Origin of the sequence: Streptomyces xantholiticus, assembly GCF_014651015.1 — a bacterium.
Taxonomy (GTDB): Bacteria; Actinomycetota; Actinomycetes; order Streptomycetales; family Streptomycetaceae; genus Streptomyces; species Streptomyces xantholiticus.
The window spans coordinates 1-18,513 of record NZ_BMWB01000024.1; the positions used below are offsets into that span (position 1 = coordinate 1).

The following is an 18,513-nucleotide window of genomic DNA, read 5'->3' on the forward strand; positions in this document are numbered from 1 at the left end:
CGGGCGCCTCCGGAGCCGGCGCATCAGTAACCGGCGCCGTCCGAGCGGGCGCCTCCGGAGCCGGCGCCTCCGGTCCGGGCTTGTCGCTGGGTGCCGACGGCACGGCAGCGGTGTCTGCGCCATCGAAGGCGGGGCGGGCGTGGTGCCACGGTGCGTCCGAACCGCGGGACCGGGCCGGTGCCCCTGTCACGTCCGCGGACTCGGAGGGCGCGGACACCGTACCCGCCTCCCCCTGGGACGCCGAGCCCTCGCTCGCGCCACGGGCACGGCGCGGCGCACGAGTCGGCGCTGCGGCCTCCCCCTGGGACGCCGACCCCTCGCTCGTGCTGCGGGTGCGGCGGGCCGGTCGTTCACCGGTGCCGGCTGCGCCTGCCGCGCCGGCGCGTGGTGTGCGGGCGGGCCGGGCCGGGGCGGGCGGCAGCTGGCCCTTGAGGGGGCCCCACTCGTTCGGGTCCGGGACGCCCGGCGGCAGCATCTGGCGGCGCTTGGGTCCGCCGTGCTCCGACTCCCCCGGCTCCTTCGCGCCCGGCCAGGCCTTGGCGACCCGTGCGGCCAGTACGAAGTCCTTGCGCAGCGGATGCCCCTCGAAGCCGTCCGGCAGCAGCAGCGGCGCCTGGTTCGGATGGCCGGTGAAGTCGACGCCGAACATCTCGTGCGTCTCGCGTTCGTGCCAGCTCGCGCCCGCGTACACGTCGATCGCCGACGGCAGCGACGGCGCGGTGTGCACAACGGTCGTGCGGACCAGCAGGCGCCGGACCGTACGGCCCTCCAGCGAGACGACGTGTGCGCACACGCGGAAGCCGGTGCCCGGCTCGTCGACGGCACTGAGCCAGTCGAAGTAGGTGCATCCCAGCTTGTCGCGGGCGATCTCCAGCGCCGCGATCCAAGAGGCGGCGGGGACGTCGACCGTGAGCAGTTCGTACGTCCGCTCCGCCGTCGCCTCCGCACCGAAGATCTCGGTGACGGCGTCGGGCAGGCTGTCGTAGGGGTTCACGTTCACCGCTCGCCCTCCGTACCGGAGGAGGCAGGCGGCGGTGCGACCAGGCCGCTCTGCAGCGCCGCGGTGGAGGTGCCCGCGCCGCGGGCGCCGCCGCCGTGGCCATAGCGTTCGCCGAGCGACTCGCGCGCGATCTTCTCCTGGAGCTTGAGGATTCCCTGGAGCAGGGCCTCCGGCCGGGGCGGGCAGCCGGGGACGTAGACGTCGACGGGGATGATCTGGTCGACGCCCTTGGTGACCGAGTACGAGTCCCAGTACGGGCCGCCGCAGTTGGAGCACGCACCGAAGGAGATGACGTACTTGGGCTCGGGCATCTGCTCGTAGAGACGCTTCACCGCGGGAGCCATCTTGTCCGTCACCGTGCCGGACACGATCATCAGGTCCGCCTGGCGCGGCCCCGGCGCGAAGGGGATCACGCCGAGTCGGATGAAGTCGTGCCGAGCCATCGAAGCGGCGATGAACTCGATGGCGCAGCAGGCGAGTCCGAAGTTGAAGACCCAGAGGCTGTATCGGCGGCCCCAGTTGAGGACCACCTTCATCGGTTCCGGGGCCAGGCGCGCCAGCGCGCCCAGTCGCCGCGGCTCGGGCAGGAGCTCCGGGCCCGAGGCCGGGCGCGAGGCCGGGGTCGGGGTCACGTCCATGTCAGGACCCCCTTCTTCCATGCGTAGAGCAGTCCCACGGCCAGGAAGCCGAGGAAGATGAACATCTCCACGAGTGTCGTCGCGCCGTAGCCGTCGGCGGCGAACACCGTCGCCCACGGGAAGAGGAAGATCGAGTCGACCGCGAAGATCACGTACAGGAAGGCATAGACGTAGTACCGGACCTGGGTGTGCGCCCAGCCCTCGCCCACGGGGTCGACTCCGCACTCGTAGGTGAGCAGTTTCTCCGGCGTGGGGGCGACCGGCCGCAGCAGCCGGCCGGCGGCGAAGGCGACGGCGACGAACAGCACGCCGATCACCGCGAGCAGCCCCACCACGGAGTAGCTGCGGAAGTAGTCCGTCGCGAGTACGACCACGGTCGGTTCCGGCACGTCCGTCCCCTCGCTCCCTGACCCAGTCGACCTTGTCGTTGCCTTGTGGTGCGTTCTCGGGCCTTGTCACCTTGTTCGACGATCAGTACGCACGATCCGTACGCACGGGAGTCTAGGCCCTGCTAAAGAGAGCGTAAGCAGTCGTATCAGTTGCGGTCGCCCCCGGGTGGGGTTATCCCCACTCCGCCCCACCCATGTACCCCATGGCGTACGGCCTGTCGGCCCGGCAGGCTGGCCCCCATGACCGCCAGCATCACCGCCCCTGCCGACGACCGGCCGCCGCCTGCGCGCTTCGCCTTCGACCGCCACACCTGGAAGGAAATCGCGCATCTGCTCGGCAATCTGCCGGTCGCGCTGCTCGGTTTCGTCTATGTGACGGTCACGATCGCCACCAGCGCCGGACTCGCCGTGACGGTCGTCGGCCTGCCCCTGCTCGCCCTCGCGCTCATGGGTGCGCGCCTGCTCGGGCGGGCGGAACGGGCCCGGGCCCGTGCGCTGCTCGGTGTACGGATCGACGAGCCGAGCCCGCTTCCCGGCCGGGGAAGCGACGACGGTCTGATCGCGACGGTGTGGTCCCGTCTGAAGGACCCGGTGGCCTGGCGCACGGTGCTGTACTCGGTCATCCGGCTGCCCTGGGGCATTGTCACCTTCACCGTCATGGCGGTGGGCCTGTTCGTCCTGTGGCCCGTGCTTCCCTTCATCGCGCGGGGACTGTCCAACGCGGACCGCGCGATGGTGCGGGGACTGCTCTCGCCGTCCGACGAACTGGAACGCCGCATCGCCGAGTTGGAGTCGGACCGCGGGATCGTCGTGGACACGGCGGCGGCGGATCTGCGCCGTATCGAGCGGGATCTGCACGACGGCGCGCAGGCGCGGCTCGTCGCGCTGGCCATGGGGCTCGGCCTGGCCAAGGAGAAGCTCCTCGAGGACCCGGACGCGGCGGCCGCGATGGTGGACGAGGCGCACGGCGAGGTGAAGCTCGCCCTGCAGGAGCTGCGCGACCTGGCGCGGGGCATCCACCCCGCCGTGCTGACCGACCGCGGTCTGGACGCGGCGCTCTCCGCCGTCGCATCCCGCTGCACGGCCCCGGTGACCGTCACCGTGGACCTGGACGAGCGGCCTGCGGCCGCGATCGAGGGCATCGCCTACTTCACCGTGTCCGAGCTGCTGCAGAACGTCAGCAAGCACGCGCACGCCACCCGCGCCTCCGTGGACGTGTGGCGCTCGCACGACCGCCTGATGCTCCAGGTCATCGACGACGGCAAGGGCGGCGCCCGGCTCGACGGCGGCACCGGCATGGCCGGCCTCGCCGAGAGGCTGGGCGCGGTGGACGGCCTCTTCGCCCTGGACTCCCCGCCCGGCGGACCGACGACGGTCACGGCCGAGCTGCCGTGGCGCGCGCTTGAGGCCCGTGACGGTGGGGCCCGTGAGGCGCGCAGCGCGCACGGCGTCTGACCTTCTCCTCCCGGGCCGGGCCTTGCGCAACGGTGCCGTACGCCCCGAGCCGGGGGCGGCAGGGTGGGGAAAACCCCCCGCCGAGACGGATACCGCCCTCATGGTGCGGACCGGGCCGCCGCACCACGCTTGGGACATGACAGCCCACATCCCAGAACGGACGACTTCGATGGCCACGGACTTCCGTTACGGTCCCCCCGCCCGCCGGGAGCACTTCCTCCCTCCCGTGCTGCGCGCGCCCTTCGAGGGCCGCACCTGGCGGGAGTTCGGCTACCTGGTGCTGAGCCTGCCGCTCGCCACCGCGGCCTTCGTGTTCGCGGTCACCATGACCTCGCTGGGCGCCGGCCTGCTCGTCACGTTCCTGGGCATTCCTGTGTTCGCCCTCTCCCTGTCGGCCCTCCGCGGCTACGGGGCGCTGGAGCGGGCACGGGCGCGGGCGCTGCTCGGTGTGGAGGTGGCCGGTCCGGAGCCGGTGCCGGGCTCCGCGGGCGCCAGGAGGAACGGTGTCGTCGCGTGGATGACCGGCAGCCTCAAGAGCGGGGCGTCCTGGCGCCACCTGCTCTACGCCTTCCTCCACTTCCCCTGGGCCGTCTTCGGGTTCTGTGTGACCGTGACCCTGTGGGTGACCGGCTGGTCGCTGCTGCTCTACCCGCTGTGGCAGTGGGTCTTCCCGATGTGGGGCGGCGTGGACGGTCTGCAGCTGTACGGGGACGGCACGTACAACTTCTATCTCGACACCCCGTTCGAGATCGCCGTGACCAGCGCCGTCGGCCTGGTGTTCACGATCACCACCCCTTGGGTCATGCGCGCTCTGACCGGCGTCGACCGGCTGCTGGTGACCGGGCTGCTCGGCCCGTCACGGCTGGCGACCCGGGTCGTGGAGCTGGAGTCGGACCGGGGCGTCGTCGTGGACACGGCGGCGGCGGACCTGCGGCGTATCGAGCGCGATCTGCACGACGGGGCTCAGGCCCGGCTGGTGGCCCTGGCGATGGACCTCGGTCTGGCGAAGGAGAAGCTGGCCGAGGACCCGGAGGCCGCCGCCCGGATGGTCGACGAGGCACATGGCGAGGTGAAGGTGGCGCTGCAGGAGCTGCGCGACCTGGCCCGCGGGATACACCCGGCGGTGCTGACCGACCGCGGTCTGGACGCGGCGCTCTCCGCCGTCGCCTCGCGGTGCGCCGTTCCCTTGACGGTGGAGGTCGACCTGGACCGGCGGCCTGCGGCCGCGATCGAGGGCATCGCCTACTTCACCGTGTCCGAGCTGCTGCAGAACGTCAGCAAGCACGCGCACGCCACCCGCGCCTCCGTGGACGTGTGGCGCTCGCACGACCGCCTGATGCTCCAGGTCATCGACAACGGCAGGGGCGGCGCCGCCGACACGGCAGCCGGCAGCGGTCTGGCCGGCCTCGCCGAGAGGCTGGGCGCGGTGGACGGCGTCCTGGCCGTGGACTCACCGGCGGGTGGCCCGACGACGGTGACGGCGGAACTCCCGTGGCGCGGCTGACGGCAGGAACCCCCGTGGCCCGCTGCCCCCTGAACTCCCCCGGCCACGCTGACCGCGCTCCCCACTCGCCCCCCGCTGCTCCTTCGCAGCAACCCCGCCATTCGTTCCTGCGTCCCCCGATGCGGTGACCGGGAAAAACACGGCACGGACCCGACCGCGCTCCGATCCTGGAATGCTGGAGCGCGCAGGGCGGGGAGCGCGAAGCGCATCATCGGGGCAACAGATCAACAGGGGGCTCAAGCTGTGGAGGACAGGGTGCGGGTGGTCATCGCCGAGGATTCCGTACTGCTTCGGGAGGGCCTGACCCGGCTCCTGACCGACCGGGGGCACGACGTGGTCGCCGGCGTGGGGGACGCGGTGGCGCTGATCAAGACGATCGGCGACCTGGCCTCGCAGGACGCACTGCCGGACGTGGTGGTCGCGGACGTACGCATGCCCCCGACCCACACGGACGAGGGTGTGCGGGCGGCGGTGCAGCTCCGTCAGGAACATCCCGGGGTCGGGGTGCTGGTCCTGTCGCAGTACGTGGAGGAGCAGTACGCAACCGAACTGCTTGCCGGCAGCAGCCGGGGGGTGGGCTATCTGCTCAAGGACCGGGTAGCAGAAGTGCGTGAGTTCGTGGACGCCGTGGTACGGGTGGCGCAGGGCGGTACCGCCCTGGACCCGGAGGTCGTGGCGCAGCTGCTGGGCCGCAGCCGCAAGCAGGACGTGCTGGCTGGCCTCACCCCCCGTGAGCGCGAGGTGCTGGGTCTGATGGCCGAGGGCCGTACGAACTCGGCGATCGCCAAGCAGCTCGTGGTGAGCGACGGGGCGGTGGAGAAGCATGTCAGCAACATTTTCCAGAAGCTCGGGCTCTCCCCCAGCGAGGGGGACCACCGGCGCGTGCTGGCGGTGCTGACGTACCTCAACTCATGACCGTGCGACCGGGTGCGCCGACGCCACGCCGACACCCTGTCGGCCCTCCCTCGATGCGGTGGCACAGACGGGGAATGAGCGGCGTCCGACGCCCCGGATGGCCCGGGGGACACGGAAAAGCGAGAGGAACCGGGGCGTCACGGTGTTTCATCATGACGTCCGACATGTGAGCAGTCCGGGGTAGGCCACCCTTACCGTCGTAGGGTTGCCAGTGGGTCGACCGGTCGGCCGGTCCGGCCCGAGGAACCGCCTCGAGGGAGGTCCAGTTCAGTGACCAGCCAGGTCAGTAGCCCGGCCGAAGAGGCCGATGAGGTCAACGGGTCCGATGAGGCCCTCGTCGGTGAGCAGCGCGGACATGCCGGTGGCAAGGAGATCCGCCGACTGGACCGGGTGATCATCCGTTTCGCGGGTGATTCCGGTGACGGTATGCAGCTCACGGGTGACAGGTTCACTTCGGAGACGGCGTCGTTCGGCAACGACCTATCGACGCTGCCGAACTTCCCCGCAGAGATCCGTGCCCCTGCCGGCACCCTGCCGGGTGTGTCGTCGTTCCAACTGCACTTCGCCGACCACGACATCCTCACGCCGGGCGACGCGCCGAATGTGCTGGTGGCGATGAACCCGGCCGCGCTGAAGGCGAACATCGGGGATGTGCCGCGCGGCGCGGAGATCATCGTCAACACGGACGAGTTCTCCAAGCGCGCGATGCAGAAGGTCGGCTACGAGACGTCCCCGCTGGAGGACGGCTCGCTGGACGGCTACAGCGTGCATCCGGTGCCGCTGACCACGCTGACGGTGGAGGCGCTGAAGGACTTCGACCTGTCCCGCAAGGACGCCGGCCGCAGCAAGAACATGTTCGCCCTCGGCCTGCTGAGCTGGATGTACCACCGGCCGACCGAGGGCACCGAGAAGTTCCTTCGCTCCAAGTTCGCCAGGAAGCCGGACATCGCGGAGGCGAACATCGCGGCGTTCCGGGCGGGGTGGAACTTCGGCGAGACGACGGAGGACTTCGCGGTCTCCTACGAGGTGGCCCCGGCCACGAAGGCGTTCCCCCCGGGTACGTACCGCAACATCTCCGGGAACCTGGCCCTGTCCTACGGTCTGATCGCCGCGTCTCGCCAGGCGGACCTGCCGCTGTACCTCGGCTCGTACCCGATCACCCCCGCCTCCGACATCCTGCACGAGCTGAGCAAGCACAAGAACTTCGGTGTGCGCACGTTCCAGGCGGAGGACGAGATCGCGGGCATCGGTGCCGCGCTGGGTGCCGCCTTCGGCGGTTCGCTCGCGGTCACCACGACGTCCGGCCCGGGTGTGGCGCTGAAGTCGGAGACCATCGGGCTCGCGGTATCGCTCGAGCTGCCGTTGCTGATCGTCGACATCCAGCGCGGCGGCCCTTCGACCGGTCTGCCGACCAAGACGGAGCAGGCGGACCTGCTGCAGGCCATGTACGGCCGCAACGGCGAGGCGCCGGTCCCGGTGGTCGCTCCGCAGACCCCGGCCGACTGCTTCGACGCCGCCCTCGAGGCGGCCTGGATCGCGCTCACGTACCGCACGCCGGTGTTCCTGCTCTCCGACGGCTACCTGGCCAATGGTTCCGAGCCCTGGCGCGTCCCGGACCTCGACGAGCTGCCCGATCTGCAGGTCCGGTTCGCGCAGGGCCCGAACCACACGCTGGACGACGGGAGCGAGGTCTTCTGGCCGTACAAGCGTGATCCGCAGACGCTGGCCCGTCCGTGGGCGGTGCCGGGCACGCCGGGCCTGGAGCACCGGATCGGCGGCATCGAGAAGCAGGACGGCACGGGCAACATCTCCTACGACCCGGCCAACCACGACTTCATGGTCCGCACCCGCCAGGCCAAGATCGACGGCATTGAGGTACCCGACATCGAGGTCGACGACCCGTCCGGCGACGCGAGGCTGCTCGTCCTGGGCTGGGGCTCCACCTACGGGCCGATCACCGCCGCCGTACGCCGGCTGCGCAAGGCGGGCATGAGCATCGCCCAGGCCCATCTGCGCCACCTCAACCCGCTCCCGGGGAATCTCGGCGACGTGCTGGAGCGTTACGACAAGGTGGTGATTCCCGAGATGAACCTCGGCCAGCTCGCCACCCTGATCCGGGCGAAGTACCTGGTCGACGCCCACTCGCACAACCAGGTCAACGGAATGCCGTTCAAGGCGGAGCAGCTCGCCACGGCTCTCAAGGAGGCCATCGATGCCTGAGACCACCACCGAAGGGACCATCGAAGCGCTTTCGCTGGTCCCCAAGGCCGAGGCCGAGCAGTCGATGAAGGACTTCAAGTCCGATCAGGAAGTGCGCTGGTGCCCCGGCTGCGGCGACTACGCGATCCTGGCGGCCGTGCAGGGCTTCATGCCCGAGCTCGGGCTGGCGAAGGAGAACATCGTCTTCGTCTCGGGCATCGGCTGCTCCTCCCGCTTCCCGTACTACATGAACACCTACGGGATGCACTCCATCCACGGCCGCGCCCCGGCCATCGCGACCGGGCTGGCCTCGTCCCGCCGCGACCTGTCTGTGTGGGTCGTCACCGGCGACGGCGACGCACTGTCCATCGGCGGCAACCACCTCATCCACGCGCTGCGCCGCAATGTCAACCTGAAGATTTTGCTGTTCAACAACCGCATCTACGGACTTACCAAGGGCCAGTACAGCCCCACGTCCGAGCTGGGCAAGATCACCAAGTCGACCCCGATGGGCTCCCTCGACGCACCCTTCAACCCGGTGTCGCTGGCTCTGGGCGCCGAGGCCTCGTTCGTCGCCCGCACCATCGACTCCGACCGCAAACACCTCACCGACGTCCTGCGCCAGGCGGCCGACCACCACGGCACAGCCCTCGTGGAGATCTACCAGAACTGCAACATCTTCAACGACGGCGCCTTCGACGCCCTCAAGGACAAGGAACAGGCCCAGGAAGCCGTCATCCGCCTCGAACACGGACAACCGATCCGCTTCGGCGCCCACGGCACGAAAGGCGTCGTGCGCAACCCGACCACCGGCGACCTCGAAGTCGTCGAGGTCTCCGAGGAGAACCAGTCACGGATCCTCGTCCACGACGCGCAGGCCACCAGCCCCACCACCGCCTTCGCCCTCTCGCGGCTCGCCGACGCCGACACCCTCCACCACACCCCCATCGGCGTCCTCCGCAGCATCCGGCGCCCCGTCTACGACACCCTCATGTCCGACCAGCTCGACACGGCCGTCGAACAGAACGGCAAAGGCGACCTCTCCGCCCTCCTTGCCGGCAACGACACCTGGACCGTCATCGGCTGACGCCTGATCATCCGCGTGAGGGGAGGCTTCCGCCTCCCCTCACTGCTGTCCGGACCGCCTGACCGCCGTCCGGCGCCCGCCTCGTGGTCCGTAATGGCCGTATGGCAGTACGGGCATGACATGCGGTCCTGGCCGGGCGTACCGTGAGGGGACGCGGGGCGAGGACAGGAGGGTCAGTGAAGTCGGAGAACGAACAGCGGGCAGGACTGCTGTACGGGATCGGCGCCTACGGGATGTGGGGTCTGGTCCCCCTTTTCTGGCCGCTGCTCAAGCCGTCCGGCGCCGTGGAGATCCTCGCCCACCGGATGGCCTGGTCCCTGGTGATCGTGGCCGTCGCGCTCATGGCGCTGCGGCGCTGGGGCTGGGTGCGGGAACTGGTCCGGCAGCCGCACAAGCTGGGGCTCATCGCCGTCGCCGCCGCAGTGATCACCGTCAACTGGGGCGTCTACATCTGGTCCGTCAACTCGGGTCACGTCGTCGAGGCGTCACTCGGCTACTTCATCAATCCGCTGGTCACCATCGCGATGGGTGTGCTGCTGCTGAAGGAACGGCTCCGCCCTGCGCAGTGGGCGGCCGTCGGCATCGGCTTCGCCGCGGTCCTGGTGCTGGCGATCGGCTACGGGCAGCCGCCGTGGATCTCGCTGACGCTCGCGTTCTCGTTCGCCACGTACGGGCTGGTGAAGAAGAAGGTCAACATCGGCGGCCTGGAGTCGCTGGCCGCCGAGACCGCCATCCAGTTCCTCCCGGCCCTGGCGTTCCTGGTCTGGCTCGGCGCGGACGGCACCGGCACCTTCGGCTTCCACGGGGCCGGACACGCGGTGCTGCTCGCCGCGACCGGTCTGGTGACGGCAGTGCCGCTGGTCTGCTTCGGCGCGGCGGCGATACGCGTGCCGCTCTCCACTCTGGGACTGCTGCAGTATCTGGCCCCGGTGTTCCAGTTCCTGCTCGGCATCCTCTACTTCCACGAGGCGATGCCCGCCGAGCGCTGGGCGGGCTTCGCCCTGGTGTGGCTGGCCCTCACCTGTCTGACCTGGGACGCGCTGCGCACGGCGCGCCGCAACAAGGCGGAGGCTCTGCGACTGGCGGTGCAGGCGACGGCCTCCGGCGCACAGCCGGACACGGCAGCGTCGCAGGCCGGTCCCCTCGCGACGGGACGGGTCGCGGGCGCTGCGCGGGCGCGGCAGGAAACCGGGCCGACAGCCTGAGCACGACGACTGCCGACCACGCCCCGCACGTCCACCGCCCACCACGGCATGCGCGCATTCCGGGGGCGACACGCCCACCCGGACCGAATAACCACTCGAACGGCCCAGCTCCGCCGCTTGGCGCAGGCCGGGGTCTGCCGACCGGTGTTACGACCGGAGGTCCAGGCCCCGGTCACCCGGACCGAGGTAGTCCACAGAGCGGAGTGTGTGCGTCATGCGGCAACCCCTCGCGCTATCGGTCGACTTCGGTCAAGGTTTCAGCGACGCATGGTCGGCCGTCGCCAGGTTCATCCCGAAGTTCATCGCTTTCCTGGCGATTCTCCTCATCGGCTGGTTCATCGCCAAGGCGATAGCCAAGGTCGCCGACAAGCTGCTGCGCAAGGTCGGTTTCGAGCGGATGGCCGAGCGCAGTGGCGTCACGAACACTCTGCGGAACTCGAAATACGACGCCACCGGGATCATCTCCAAGATCCTCTACTACGCGATCATGCTGGTGGCCCTGCAGCTGGCCTTCGGGGTCTTCGGCCCCAACCCGATCAGCAACATGATCAGCGGGGCCGTTTCCTGGATCCCGAAGGCGATCGTCGCCTGTGTGATCGTCGTCGTGGCCATGGCCATCGCACGCGCCGTCCGCGACATCATCCAGGGCGCCTTGGCCGGGACCTCGTACGGCCGGACCCTGGGGACGATCGCGTGGGCCTTCATCGTGGGGCTCGGTGCGATCGCCGCGCTCAGCCAGGCGCAGATCGCGACATCCGTCACCGGTCCGGTGCTCTGGGCGGCGCTCGCAGCGATGGCCGGCATCCTGATCGTCGGCGTCGGCGGCGGCCTCATCGGCCCCATGCGGGAGCGCTGGGAGCGCTGGCTCACGACGGCGGAGGCCGAGTCGGGCCGCGCAAGGGAGAACGTCTCCGCCTACCAGCGCGGTCGCGCCGACGCCGCCGCCGGACAGCCCGCGTCCGAGCGCCAGGCCACCAGGCCCGGCACGGGCCGGGCGGGTCAGACGGGCCGCGACATGGGTCGTGGAGGGGACACGGACGAGGGCTGGCCGATGGGCAACGGCCGCGACCCCATGTGACGTCCGGCGCGCCGGTCCGGTCCGGCCCGTCAGTCGGCGAGCAGGTCGTGCTCGCGGATCAGCCAGCAGACCGCCGTGAGCCGCAGCGCGGCGAAGTCGTAGCCGACCGGTTCCGACCAGTCGGTCTCCGACAGCCAGTCGGTGAATCCCAGCACATAGTCGGCGAGGTCCTCGCGCCGCACCATGCCGTACGGCTCCTCCCGGGAGCCCGTGCCCGGTCGGCGAGGAGCGGGCACGGGCGGCACGAGAGCGTCGCGCACGGCCGCCGCATGCTGGTCGACGGCGGCGACGAGCCCCGGCTCGAAGGAGAACTCCGAGAGCCGGGGCATGTACGTTGCGGCGACGCCGACCAGCGGGCAGCCGGGCGGCCCGCTGTGGGGCAGTGCGTCCATCCCAACACCGTAAACGCGGAACAGCCGCACCAAGACGTGACGTCCGTCGCAAACCGCCCCATGGGCCCGCCGGCCCTCAGCCCACTCCGAGTGCCCTCTCGACCTCGGCCATCACGCTCTGCCAGTGGGACCTGCGGCGCTCCCGCTCCTCAGCGTCCGCGAGATGCTCCTGGTGGAAGCGGAGGACCGCGTTCTCACCCGCACCCGAGCGGGAGGCAGAGACGGCGACCTGCACGACGCTCGTGCCGTGGGTCAGCCGGATCCGGTCCCCCGGACGGTAGCTGCGGAGCTCGCCGGTGACGCCCTCGGCCGTCTCGTACGCCTCCCCCTTGACCGTGGGCAGGCGCACCCCGCTGCCCAGCCAGAGCTCGACGCCCTCCGGGCTCGCGATGAAGTCCCATAGGACAGCGGTCGGCAGGGGCAGCGTCCTTGAGACGCCGATCTCCCAGCCCGCGTCCTTCGTCAGTCCGGTGGTCATTGCTCTTCTCCTTCCGAAGGCTCTGCTCCGCCCGAGGACTCTGTTCCGTCCGAGCGGCGGGCACGGTGCGCCCGCACCTTGCTGCGGTTACCGCACCGCTCCATCGAGCACCAGCGGCGACGGCCGGGACGGGAGATGTCGACGAAGAGCAGTTGGCAGTCGTGCGAGCCGCATTCGCGGACACGGTGCGCGTACGGACCGGTGAAGAGGTCCACGGCGTCCCGGGCCACGGTCGACAGCAGCTGCGCCACCGTCGCGCCCGGCGCCCACTGCCTGCAGCCGTCCGCGCCGATGCGGGCCACCAGCGGCGCCGCCGCGGCCGCCGCGTTGACCACGGACACGTCGGCCGGGTCGGCGTCGCGGCCGTGCGCCCTGGCGTCGGCCATGCCCCACAGAGCGTCGCGCAGCGCCCTGGCCGCGGCCACCTCCGTGTCGTCCGCGACCAGTCGCAGGCCCGCGGGCAGCCGACTGTCCGCCACCCAGCGCAGCAGCGCGGCCGGGCCGTGCAGCACCTCGTAGGCGGCGAGCCGCCCGGGACCGCCGGTGGTCAGCAGCTCCAGGCACAGGGCGCCCGGGTCGAAGCGGAAGGCACCGCCGGAAGGCGGTTCCAGCAGCAGGCCGGGCGTGTCCGTTGCGGTCCTCGTCACGTAACCACTATAACTGGTTTCCATGACGATGCACTGGAAGCTCGTGATCGACGCCTCGGATCCGCACGCCCAGGCCGACTTCTGGGCCGAGGCCCTCGGCTATCTGGTCGAGGACAACAGCCCGCTCATCGAGCAGCTCCTCGCCCTCGGTGCGGCACCGGCCGAAGAGACGATCGAGTCGCACGGTCGCAAGGCCTGGCGGGATCTGGCCGCGGTCCGGCATCCGGACGACCCCCATGACGAACGGAGCGGCATGGGGCTCGGGCGCCGGCTGCTGTTCCAGCGGGTGCCGGAGGCGAAGACGGGGAAGAACCGGCTCCACATCGATCTGCACGCCGAGCCGGGGCAGATGGACGCCGAGACCGCCAGGCTGGAGGGCCTCGGGGCGGCGAGACTGCGCCGGGTGAGCGAGCCGGGCGGCACATGGGTCGTGATGACCGACCCCGAGGGCAATGAGTTCTGCGTGCAGTAGCCCTCCGCTATACGAACAGCCGTGACCGATTTCCGCCCTTGACGCTGTGTCAGGTCGTCACTGAACATCAGCACGCACAACGCACACGCACGCGCACCACGTTCGGCATCCAGCTCCAGCGCCCCGGGACCCGCCGTCCCGGGGCGTTCACGCACGTTCCGTCCTGTCCCCATACGGAATCCGGAGCCCCCACATGAAACCCTCCGTTCCCAGACGTGTCCCGGCGGTCGCCACACTGGCCCTGGCAGGGCTGCTCGCGACCGCCGCGCCCGCGGCGTCGGCCGATCCGGCCTCGGCCCCGCAGGCACCGGTGTCCGCCCTCGCGGCGCCCGACATACCGCTCGCAAGCGTCAAGGCGCATCTGTTCCAGTTCCAGTCCATCGCCGATTCCAACGGCGGCAACCGCGCCCACGGCCGGCCCGGCTACAAGGCCTCGATCGACTATGTGAAGGCCAAACTGGACGCGGCCGGATTCACCACGTCCGTCCAGCAGTTCACCTCCAGCGGCGCCACCGGCTACAACCTCGTGGCCGACTGGCCGGGCGGTGACGTGAACCGGACCGTGATGGCCGGCGCCCACCTCGACTCGGTCGGCTCCGGTGCCGGGATCAACGACAACGGCTCGGGATCCGCCGCCGTGCTCGAGACGGCGCTCGCGGTCTCCCGCGCCCAACTGAAGCCCGCGAAGCATCTGCGCTTCGGCTGGTGGGGCGCGGAGGAGCTGGGGCTCGTCGGCTCGCGGTACTACGTCAACAGCCTGCCCTCGACCGAGCGTTCGCGGATCGCGGGCTATCTGAACTTCGACATGATCGGCTCACCGAACCCGGGGTACTTCGTCTACGACGACGACCCGGTGATCGAGCAGACCTTCAAGGACTACTTCGCCGGGCTCGGCGTCCCCACCGAGATCGAGACGGAGGGCGACGGCCGCTCCGACCACGCCTCGTTCAAGAACGTCGGCATACCGGTCGGCGGTCTGTTCACCGGCGCCAGCCGTACGAAGTCCAGCGCCCAGGCCCAGAAGTGGGGCGGTACGGCCGGTCAGGCCTTCGACCGCTGCTACCACTCGTCGTGCGACACCACCTCGAACATCAGCGACACCGCACTGGACCGCAACAGCGACGCGATCGCCCACGCGATCTGGACGCTCTCCGCAGGCACCACGGAGCCGCCCGGCGACCTCTACGAGAACACCGCCGACGTCGCCGTTCCGGACGCCGGCGCCGCCGTCACCTCCACCGTGCCCGTCGCCGGGCGCAGCGGAAACGCCCCGGCCGCCCTCAAGGTCGGCGTGGACATCAAGCACACCTGGCGCGGCGACCTCGTCGTGGACCTGGTGGCCCCGGACGGCACCGCGTACCGGCTGAAGAACTCGAGCGGCAACGACTCGGCGGACAACGTGATCGCCACGTACACCGTGGACGCGTCCGCCGAAACGGCGAACGGCGACTGGAAGCTCCGTGTGCAGGACGTCACGCGTTACGACACGGGCTACATCGACAGCTGGAAGCTGACCTTCTAGCCGGCAGCCGAGCTGCCACCCCGCAGACCGCATGCGCGTGTGTGAGTGCACGCGCATGCGGTTGTTCGCCAGGTCGTGACGTCCTTCGTGGTGAAGCGGGCCCAGGACACCGAGCCGAACCCCGCCGCGTACACGCCTGCATGCCCAGGTTCCTCACCATCTCGTCCCACAGGAAGGGTTCCGCATCGGATCCGCGAAGGACATCCAGTGGTGCGGGAAGAGGTAGGGGTGGACGGCGCCGGGCTGCGGGCTCGTGTCCAGGATCTGCACGGTGATCAGCAGGCCCCACGGTGGTCGCCGTCGCGGCGATTCCACTGCCGGTGAGCGTCTGCACGAACAGACCGATCGCCGCGAGAGCCACCGGTGACGCGGCGACGACCACCGCGATCGGCACGGGGCGCAGGAGCCCTTCGGCGAACGGGATCGGCACGCCCGAGATCCTCGTGACATCGCCGAGCGGGAAGAACAACGCCCCACCGGCGAGCGCGGACAGCGCCACGACCAGTGTGGCCGCCGGGCAGAAGGCGCAGACCGCGGTGCACTTGGCGAGCGGCGGCCGAGTGGCGCCCGGCAGGCGCGGCCCGGTGCGCGATGCCCGGTGCACCAGGCGGCCCGCAGCATGCGATCAGCCAGGCGTGGCAGACCGTGCCGGGCGGCTGAGGTGATCCGGCGCTCACCGGCGAACTCCTCCCGGCGCAGCCGGTCCCGGCCCGACCGCGGATGCCCCTCGGGTACGAGGATGTCGCACAGGTCGTCGCCGATGACCGCCTGCTCCACGCCGTCCGAGGCGGGCAGCGGGGCGATGTCCCAGTCGTGCGCGACGGCGATGTCGAGCACGCCCCTGGCCACGGGCTCGACGGAGACGTGTGGATCCACTTCGGTCAGCCGGGTGTCGCGCGTGGGGTGTTCCCGGGCGATTTCGGCCGGCACGCCGGGGAGCAGCCCCCTGGCGGCGGAGGCGAAGGTGCCGATGGCGAGCTGCCCGGTCGGGCGGCCCCTGCGCTCCTCCGGGGCGGTCTCGGTGCCCTCCACGCTGCCGACCGGCTCCTCCGCGGTGGCTGCCGGATGGAGGGCTTCGTCGGGTGAGTACGACAGCGCGGCCGCGCCGTTCCCGGAGGGTGGTGCGGGACCGCTCCACCTTGGTGATCTGCGGGGGGACTGCGGACGGGGTGCAGCCCCGGCCGTGCCGAAGTCCGCGCATCCCCTGTATCCCCGGAGCGGGGGGGTGGATCTGTAGAGCGAAGCCGGGGCGCGGTAGCGGCCTTGCGATGCCACAGAACAGGAATGGGAGGGCATATGCCCGTCACCAGGCGACTGGTAGCCGCCGCCGTCGCGGCCGGCCTGGCGGTGCCCGCGCTCGCCGGCTGCGGGTCGGAGCCGCGCTCCGCGAGCCGCGGTATCTACGCGCTGGGCGACGCGACCGCCGAGGACCACGGGGGTCACGGAGGCCGCACCGGGCCGAAGCCGACCGCGGCGGCGGTCCATTCCGGCAAGCTGGCGGGGCGGTTCACCGACTACGCGTACCAGCGCATCAGCGCCTCGTCGATGGTGCTGTTCAGCGCGGGAGCCCCGGACGCCGCGAAGTCCTGGACCCTCGCCAAGGACGGTCTGGAGCTGGCGGACTCGCGCCTGGCCGAGGTGGTCTGCGGCACGGCGGCCGACCGTACGGAACTCCTCGGCGCGCTGCGCACGTCGTCCGCCGCCCTGCTCGACTGGGCCAGGGCCACCGGTCCCGGAAAGGGGCCCGCGGCCGACGCCGAGCGGCAGCGTCTCGAAGACGCATCGGGGCCCGTGGCCGAGGCGGCCGTGCGCTGTACGCCCGGGGTGGCCCAGGCGCGGCTCGCCACCTCCTTCGCCGGGATCGACCGGGCGCTCACCGGCTACCTCACCGAGGTCAAAGCCCGGAAACCGGCCGCACGACAGGCGATCCGTGTACCCGGGGCGAAGGCGTACGACCTGGCCCGCGCCATCGCCCCCGGCGCCGTCCGTGCCCGGGGCCTCGGCGGCGATCTCAACGCCCCCCAGCAGGCCGCGTACGCGGAGCTCAACCAGCTGATGGTCGAGCACTTCTGGTTGACCAACAACTATGTGGTGCTGATGGTCTCGCGGAAGGGCAACGCCACCGATCCCGCCGTCGCCGCCGGTGCCGGAATGCTCGACGACAACTCCCGCGACCTGATGAACCGGCTCGGCCAGGATCCGGACACCCGGCGCCGTCTGCTGACGGCCTGGCGGATCCACGTCGACCTGTTCATCGCGTGCACCCGCGCGGGCATGCGGGGCGACAAGGCCGGACAGAAGAGCGGCCGCGAGCGGCTCGACCGGTTCCGCCACACCCAGGCCGAGCTGCTCGCCGACGCACTCCCCGGGACCTCGGCCCCGGCGATCTCCTCCGGCCTCGCCCACCACGTGACGTCCGCCCTGTCGACCGCCGACGCCTTCCGCGGCGGCAACCCCAAGACCCTGCCGATGCTGTTCGCCTCCAGTGAGCACATGGCGCATCTGACCGACGCGCTGGTACGCAGCTCCGCCTTCGCCAAGCCGGATCCGGCATGAGGCGCCCCACCGACCACCGCCCTGACGAACAGGAGTGACAGTGAGCCCACAGCCAGACCGTGCCGTTCTTGTGACCGGCGCCTCCACGGGCATCGGCCGCGCCTCCGCCCGCTATCTGGCCCAGCGAGGCTGGTACGTGTACGCGGGTGTCCGCAATCCGGCCGCGGCCGGTGAACTGGCCCAAGACCTCGGCGACACGGGGGAACCGGTGACGGTCGACGTCACCGACGCGGCCGCCATCGAGGCCGCCGTCAAGAAGATCGGCTCGGAACGGAAACTCCACGCCGTCGTCAACAACGCCGGTGCCGCGGTCGCGGGCCCCCTGGAGTCCCTGCCCCTGGACGACTTCCGGCACCAGATCGAGGTCAACGTCACCGGCCAACTGGCCGTCGCTCAGGCCGCGTTGCCCGCACTGCGGGAGAACCGCGGACGCCTGCTGTTCATCGGTTCCATCGGCGGCCGCATTGCACTCCCGCTGCTCGGGGCGTACCACGCGAGCAAGTTCGCGCTCGTCGGACTGACGGACAGCCTCCGGCTCGAGCTGGCGCACTTCGGCGTGGATGTCGTGCTCCTGGAGCCGGGGAACGTCGCCACCGAGATGGGGCAGCGCGCCAGCAGATCGCTCAGGGACCGGATGGACCGTATCCCCGGCGAGGCGGCCGGCCGGTACGGCGGAGTCCTGGAGGCCGCACGCCAGACCGAGGAGAGCATGGCCAAGGCGGGGCTCTCCCCCGATGCGGTGGCCAAGGCCGTCTACACCGCGCTGGCCGCGCGCCGCCCCAAGGCGCGTTATCTGGTGGGCCCCGAAGCCCACGCCGTGGCCGTCATCTCCCATCTCCCCGCCGGGCTGCGCACCAGGATCGCGGGGTCGCGGATGCCGGTCGGCCGATGGAGCCCCGGGACCGGGAGCGCGTGACGTGGCAGGACATGACGTGGCAGGGCATGACGTGGCAGGGCATGACGTGCCAGCGCATGA

General features: G+C 70.9%; 17 protein-coding genes and 2 pseudogenes. 11 read left to right on the plus strand and 8 right to left on the minus strand.

Annotation, left to right across the window (positions count from 1 at the left end; genetic code table 11):
* The 3 genes from IE198_RS27720 to IE198_RS27730 form a co-directional block, all read right to left on the minus strand.
* On the minus strand, positions 1-994 hold a 994-nt coding region (locus IE198_RS27720; RefSeq protein WP_189891643.1), incomplete at its 3' end, for an NADH-quinone oxidoreductase subunit C.
* A gap of 2 nt (positions 995-996) precedes the next feature.
* Complete coding sequence (locus IE198_RS27725) at positions 997-1,638, minus strand: NADH-quinone oxidoreductase subunit B (RefSeq protein ID WP_189891389.1); 642 nt, start codon at positions 1,636-1,638, stop codon at positions 997-999.
* Complete coding sequence (locus tag IE198_RS27730) at positions 1,629-2,027, minus strand: NADH-quinone oxidoreductase subunit A (RefSeq protein ID WP_189891391.1); 399 nt, start codon at positions 2,025-2,027, stop codon at positions 1,629-1,631. The genes IE198_RS27725 and IE198_RS27730 overlap by 10 nt, the downstream gene beginning before the upstream one ends.
* Positions 2,028-2,267: 240 nt before the next feature.
* Here IE198_RS27730 and IE198_RS27735 point away from each other — a divergent pair, with 240 nt between their 5' ends.
* The 7 genes from IE198_RS27735 (at position 2,268) to IE198_RS27765 (ending at position 11,470) form a co-directional block, all read left to right on the plus strand.
* Positions 2,268-3,482: a sensor histidine kinase gene (locus tag IE198_RS27735; protein ID WP_189891393.1), complete on the plus strand. Its 1,215-nt coding sequence runs from the start codon at positions 2,268-2,270 to the stop codon at positions 3,480-3,482.
* Between the two features lie 169 nt (positions 3,483-3,651).
* Positions 3,652-4,986: a sensor histidine kinase gene (locus IE198_RS27740; protein ID WP_189891645.1), complete on the plus strand. Its 1,335-nt coding sequence runs from the start codon at positions 3,652-3,654 to the stop codon at positions 4,984-4,986.
* A 255-nt stretch (positions 4,987-5,241) separates the two neighbouring features.
* Entirely contained in the window at positions 5,242-5,901 is a 660-nt protein-coding gene (locus IE198_RS27745; RefSeq protein ID WP_308426866.1) for a LuxR C-terminal-related transcriptional regulator, read from the plus strand.
* A gap of 270 nt (positions 5,902-6,171) precedes the next feature.
* On the plus strand, positions 6,172-8,121 hold the full coding sequence (locus tag IE198_RS27750) for a 2-oxoacid:acceptor oxidoreductase subunit alpha (RefSeq protein ID WP_189891397.1): 1,950 nt from the start codon (positions 6,172-6,174) through the stop codon (positions 8,119-8,121).
* Positions 8,114-9,187, plus strand: coding sequence for a 2-oxoacid:ferredoxin oxidoreductase subunit beta (locus IE198_RS27755; RefSeq protein ID WP_189891399.1), 1,074 nt, complete (start codon positions 8,114-8,116; stop codon positions 9,185-9,187). Before IE198_RS27750 ends, IE198_RS27755 begins: the two co-directional genes overlap by 8 nt.
* A gap of 176 nt (positions 9,188-9,363) precedes the next feature.
* Positions 9,364-10,392 carry an EamA family transporter RarD gene (gene rarD, locus IE198_RS27760; RefSeq protein ID WP_189891401.1) on the plus strand — a complete coding sequence of 343 codons (1,029 nt, stop codon included), beginning with the start codon at positions 9,364-9,366 and terminating at the stop codon, positions 10,390-10,392.
* A 214-nt stretch (positions 10,393-10,606) separates the two neighbouring features.
* The gene (locus IE198_RS27765) at positions 10,607-11,470 is read left to right on the plus strand and encodes a mechanosensitive ion channel family protein (RefSeq protein ID WP_189891403.1); all 864 of its coding nucleotides are present in this window, start codon (positions 10,607-10,609) and stop codon (positions 11,468-11,470) included.
* 29 nt (positions 11,471-11,499) lie between these two features.
* Here the strand turns inward: IE198_RS27765 and IE198_RS27770 are convergent, their stop codons facing one another.
* The 3 genes from IE198_RS27770 to IE198_RS27780 form a co-directional block, all read right to left on the minus strand.
* Positions 11,500-11,862 (minus strand): DUF6401 family natural product biosynthesis protein, encoded by a 363-nt coding sequence (locus IE198_RS27770; RefSeq protein WP_189891405.1) that lies wholly within the window; start codon positions 11,860-11,862, stop codon positions 11,500-11,502.
* A 76-nt stretch (positions 11,863-11,938) separates the two neighbouring features.
* Positions 11,939-12,340, minus strand: a complete 402-nt coding sequence (locus IE198_RS27775) for an SRPBCC family protein (protein WP_189891407.1) — start codon at positions 12,338-12,340, stop codon at positions 11,939-11,941.
* A complete protein-coding gene (locus tag IE198_RS27780) occupies positions 12,337-13,011 on the minus strand; it encodes a CGNR zinc finger domain-containing protein (RefSeq protein WP_189891409.1) in 675 nt (224 codons plus the stop codon). The genes IE198_RS27775 and IE198_RS27780 overlap by 4 nt, the downstream gene beginning before the upstream one ends.
* Here IE198_RS27780 and IE198_RS27785 point away from each other — a divergent pair.
* Positions 13,010-13,459 (plus strand): VOC family protein, encoded by a 450-nt coding sequence (locus tag IE198_RS27785; RefSeq protein ID WP_189891411.1) that lies wholly within the window; start codon positions 13,010-13,012, stop codon positions 13,457-13,459. The genes IE198_RS27780 and IE198_RS27785 overlap by 2 nt on opposite strands.
* A gap of 193 nt (positions 13,460-13,652) precedes the next feature.
* Positions 13,653-14,981, plus strand: coding sequence for a M28 family metallopeptidase (locus IE198_RS27790; protein WP_189891414.1), 1,329 nt, complete (start codon positions 13,653-13,655; stop codon positions 14,979-14,981).
* A gap of 74 nt (positions 14,982-15,055) precedes the next feature.
* On the opposite strand, the pseudogene IE198_RS35615 reads toward IE198_RS27790, so the two are convergent.
* Together IE198_RS35615 and IE198_RS35620 are read right to left on the minus strand one after the other, a co-directional pair.
* A pseudogene (locus IE198_RS35615) lies at positions 15,056-15,549 on the minus strand (ABC transporter permease); the annotation flags it as partial.
* A gap of 98 nt (positions 15,550-15,647) precedes the next feature.
* Positions 15,648-16,277: pseudogene (locus IE198_RS35620) on the minus strand (LysR substrate-binding domain-containing protein); the annotation flags it as partial.
* Between IE198_RS35620 and IE198_RS27800 the strand changes: the two are divergent.
* Complete coding sequence (locus tag IE198_RS27800; RefSeq protein WP_189891416.1) at positions 16,278-17,537, plus strand: hypothetical protein; 1,260 nt, start codon at positions 16,278-16,280, stop codon at positions 17,535-17,537.
* A 40-nt stretch (positions 17,538-17,577) separates the two neighbouring features.
* The gene (locus tag IE198_RS27805) at positions 17,578-18,453 is read left to right on the plus strand and encodes an SDR family oxidoreductase (RefSeq protein ID WP_189891418.1); all 876 of its coding nucleotides are present in this window, start codon (positions 17,578-17,580) and stop codon (positions 18,451-18,453) included.
* Positions 18,454-18,513 lie beyond the last annotated feature (60 nt).

Excerpts from the sequence above, each read along its gene's own strand:
- IE198_RS27725 (WP_189891389.1), bottom strand. The coding sequence starts at position 1,638 with ATGGACGTGACCCCGACCCCGGCCTCGCGCCCGGCCTCGGGCCCGGAG.
- IE198_RS27735 (WP_189891393.1), top strand. The coding sequence starts at position 2,268 with ATGACCGCCAGCATCACCGCCCCTGCCGACGACCGGCCGCCGCCTGCG.
- IE198_RS27740 (WP_189891645.1), top strand. The coding sequence starts at position 3,652 with ATGGCCACGGACTTCCGTTACGGTCCCCCCGCCCGCCGGGAGCACTTC.
- IE198_RS27755 (WP_189891399.1), top strand. The coding sequence starts at position 8,114 with ATGCCTGAGACCACCACCGAAGGGACCATCGAAGCGCTTTCGCTGGTC.
- IE198_RS27765 (WP_189891403.1), top strand. The coding sequence starts at position 10,607 with ATGCGGCAACCCCTCGCGCTATCGGTCGACTTCGGTCAAGGTTTCAGC.
- IE198_RS27770 (WP_189891405.1), bottom strand. The coding sequence starts at position 11,862 with ATGGACGCACTGCCCCACAGCGGGCCGCCCGGCTGCCCGCTGGTCGGC.
- IE198_RS27775 (WP_189891407.1), bottom strand. The coding sequence starts at position 12,340 with ATGACCACCGGACTGACGAAGGACGCGGGCTGGGAGATCGGCGTCTCA.
- IE198_RS27785 (WP_189891411.1), top strand. The coding sequence starts at position 13,010 with ATGACGATGCACTGGAAGCTCGTGATCGACGCCTCGGATCCGCACGCC.
- IE198_RS27780 (WP_189891409.1), bottom strand. The coding sequence starts at position 13,011 with ATGGAAACCAGTTATAGTGGTTACGTGACGAGGACCGCAACGGACACG.
- IE198_RS27790 (WP_189891414.1), top strand. The coding sequence starts at position 13,653 with ATGAAACCCTCCGTTCCCAGACGTGTCCCGGCGGTCGCCACACTGGCC.
- IE198_RS27800 (WP_189891416.1), top strand. The coding sequence starts at position 16,278 with ATGCCCGTCACCAGGCGACTGGTAGCCGCCGCCGTCGCGGCCGGCCTG.